The organism is Castellaniella sp. (assembly GCF_034007085.1).
Lineage (GTDB): Bacteria > Pseudomonadota > Gammaproteobacteria > Burkholderiales > Burkholderiaceae_B > Castellaniella.
The window spans coordinates 1-3,152 of record NZ_JAVERO010000194.1; the positions used below are offsets into that span (position 1 = coordinate 1).

4 protein-coding genes are annotated in these 3,152 nt (G+C 59.4%); all 4 read right to left on the minus strand.

Annotated features, from left to right (window positions below):
• The coding region (locus tag RBR29_RS11535) for an O-antigen ligase family protein (RefSeq protein ID WP_320349421.1) at positions 1-1,276 on the minus strand (1,276 nt) is incomplete at its 3' end.
• Between the two features lie 62 nt (positions 1,277-1,338).
• Positions 1,339-2,160 (minus strand): IS3 family transposase, encoded by an 822-nt coding sequence (locus RBR29_RS11540; protein ID WP_320349422.1) that lies wholly within the window; start codon positions 2,158-2,160, stop codon positions 1,339-1,341.
• Positions 2,157-2,471: a DUF1153 domain-containing protein gene (locus RBR29_RS11545; protein WP_320349423.1), complete on the minus strand. Its 315-nt coding sequence runs from the start codon at positions 2,469-2,471 to the stop codon at positions 2,157-2,159. Before RBR29_RS11545 ends, RBR29_RS11540 begins: the two co-directional genes overlap by 4 nt.
• A 257-nt stretch (positions 2,472-2,728) precedes the next feature.
• Positions 2,729-3,152: glycosyltransferase (locus RBR29_RS11550; RefSeq protein ID WP_320349424.1), on the minus strand; the 424-nt coding region annotated here is incomplete at its 5' end.

Genomic DNA, 3,152 nt, shown 5'->3' on the forward strand with positions numbered 1-3,152 from the left:
CGATCCGCGCCGGGCCATCAAGCCCCCGGACCGGTTGCCAGGCAAAGGCCAGCATCAGCAGCAGATAGCCCCATTCGGACATTTCCGTACTGAAGGTATGCAGACCCAGTGCGACACAATAGGCCAGCGCCGATCCCGCCGTCGCCAGGGTGAAATACACCCGTCCCGGATCTGCCGAGCGGTCCCACAGCGCCCGCAGCGGCAAGACCGACGCGACGACGAACCCCAGCATGCCCAGCAAGCCCAATAGGCCGAAGTCCGCCAAAGCCCCCAGGTAGGCGTTGTGCACGTTCATGGGAATGCCATAGCCCGCGTCGATCGCGGTCGAACCGAAACCGCATCCCAGGGGGAAGCATTCGCGGGACTTTTCCAGGCCGTTGCGCAGCAGGCGAAGCCGAGGGGCATCGCCTTTGCCCAGGCGGTTGTCGACCACGGGGGCGATGGCCTGGTTCACCAGGGCCTCGACCCGGGACGATTCCGACACGGTGGCACTGGCCGGTGGATACAGCCCGTATTTCCAGGCGTTCATGCCGGCGTTGAGCAGCAACAGCGCCAACAAGACCCCCGCCGCCAACGGCAAGGTCCAGGGCCGATGCCGGACTGCACGCCAATCCCCCCGCCCCCACAGGACGGCGCCAAAGCCCAGGCTGATCACCACAATCAGCAACAGCCCGGTCCGGCTGCCATCGATCACGACCAGGAACAGACATGCCCCAATCGCGCAGGCCGCCGCAACCCATCGCCGGGGATTGCACAACCAATCGGCCACACACAGCGGCAGGAAGAACAGGCCCGCCTTCCAGAGCACCCCGGCACGGGCGAAGATATCGCCTTCCCGCGACCCTCCCAGATTGTAGGAAGCCGAAGAAAATGCCTTGGACAGGAAAAACACCAGGGTCACCAGCGCCAGCGCGCCGTACAGCACCCGGAGCAGGGATTCAGCATCCGCCCGGGCCGCCAGTTGCCACATGATCCAGCACAAGATGCCGATGACCAGGATCTTGGCCGCCTGGTACAGGGCCACACCATCCTGGTTGATGCCCGAGGCCACGACCATGCCCAGGGCCAGCAAGCCGAAAGATCCCGCCACCCAGGCCGTGGGCCAGACCCATCCATTCGAGGCGCGCCCCAGCCAGGCATCAATGACGACGACCCCCGCCCACAGCCCCCAGGCCAGCCAATAACCCAAGGGCGTCAACGTATACCGCAAACTGCCCCAGGCCATCAGCAATACAGGAACCCCCAGCAGCACTGTCATCATCCAGCTTCGACTCATGCCCATCACCCAGCCAATACAACCGAGCCATCATTGTAATGACCCAGCGGAACCTGCACAGGTCAGGCGGCTAATGCGAAGGCCTCGGCCGGGGTTTTCATGTTCAGTGCCTGGTGCGGGCGTCGGTGATTGTAAAAACGGATCCAGTCGCCAATGATACGGCTGGCGTGCTGCAGAGATTCAAAGCGATGCCGGTGAGCACATTGCTCTTTCAGCGTCCGGATGACCCGTTCAACCATACCATTCTGTTGCGGGCAATGCGGCGTAATGAACTCCTGGCGCAAGCCATAGCTGCGCACCAGAGCCGTGTAGCTGCGGCTGGTAAAAACGAGCCCATTGTCCGACCGAAGCAGGAACGGCGCCGGTACCCGGCCCAGCGTGCCAAACCGAGCAATCAGGGCATGCTCCAGTGCGCTACTGGCGGTCGTCGCCTTGCCGCTGCGCGACAGGTGCCAGCCCAACAGTTCACGCGTATGGCAGTCGATCACCAGCGCCAGTGTGGCCCAGCCATCACGCCCCGCCCAAATCCGGCACAGATCGGTGGACCAGCGCTCATTGGGTGCAGTCGCCACCGAGGGCAGTGCCTGGATCCGGGGTCTGAAGCCCACGGCGCGTTTCTTCACCTGCCAGCCCTTGAGCTGGAAGATGCGCTGCACCGTGTTTTTGTTGAAACCGAGTAGATGGGCCACCGTTCGGTAGCCAAAGGACGGGGACTCTTCAATCATAGCCTTGATGGGTTCGGCAAACTTGGGATCAACCTTTGGCGCCGCCTTGGTCGGTTTGTAGTAAACCGTGCGCCGGGGAATATTGAACCACTGGCACAGCTTGGCGATCGAGACGGTATAGCCATCTTCCTTTAGTCCCTGACGGATCGTCTCGATCATTTCTCGTCCTCGCCCAACAGGGACTGCAATTTTTTTCTTGCTCTGAGCTCCAGCATCGCTTCGCCGTAGGCCTCTTGCAAGTCCTTGATCTGGCGCTCGTATTGCTCCTTGATGTCCAGCGGATTGGCCCGCAGGGCATTCTCCATGCCCCGTTTCGCGTCATCGACCCATTTCTCCACCTCGGAGGGTGACAGGTCATAGGACCGACTGGCCTCGGACACCGTGGCCTTGCCCTGGAGGATGTCCAGTACCAGAGCGCTCTTGCGCTTGGCTGTCCATCGTTTGATCTCGTCTTCCATCTTCGTGCTCATGGTGATTTCCTAAATTATCACCTGAGCAGGTTTTCTCTGGGTCATTACATCATAGGCAAGACGATGTGACGATCACGTAAGGGTTTCTTAGATTTCTTGAACGCGGGATGATTGAAAACAAAAGAAAATCCCGCTGATCCCCCTGGGACAGAACCAGGGAAATCAGCGGGATCCGGAATAATCGGCTACGGTTTGGTGTGAGTGGTTACTCTGGCTTTACTGAATAAACCCAGGATGACGAATCCAGGGCCCTGAATCTATCCATTGGTCGCCAAAGATTCAAAATGCGCCATGTAAGCACCCACAACGACTGCCATATCAAAATTTTCTACAATTCGAGCTCTGGCCAAGGCACCAAGGGCCTGGCGGCCCTCTGCAGGCATGGATAGCAAATCCATTATTGCCTCTGCCAATGCCTTGGGATTTTTTGCTGGGACCACGCGCCCTGTTTCACCTACGATGTCACGTGCATCCCCCACATCCGTCACGGCACAGGGGATGCCACAGGCCATGGCCTCGCCAATCACATTAGGGAATGCCTCCATCCAGGACGACAGGCATGCCACATCAAACATATTGTTCAAATCCTGGATATCTTGCCGCTCTCCCAACAATATGACAGCATCCTTCAAGCCCAGATCCTGAATCCAGGAAGCCAGACAATCATTTTCAGGGGTCATA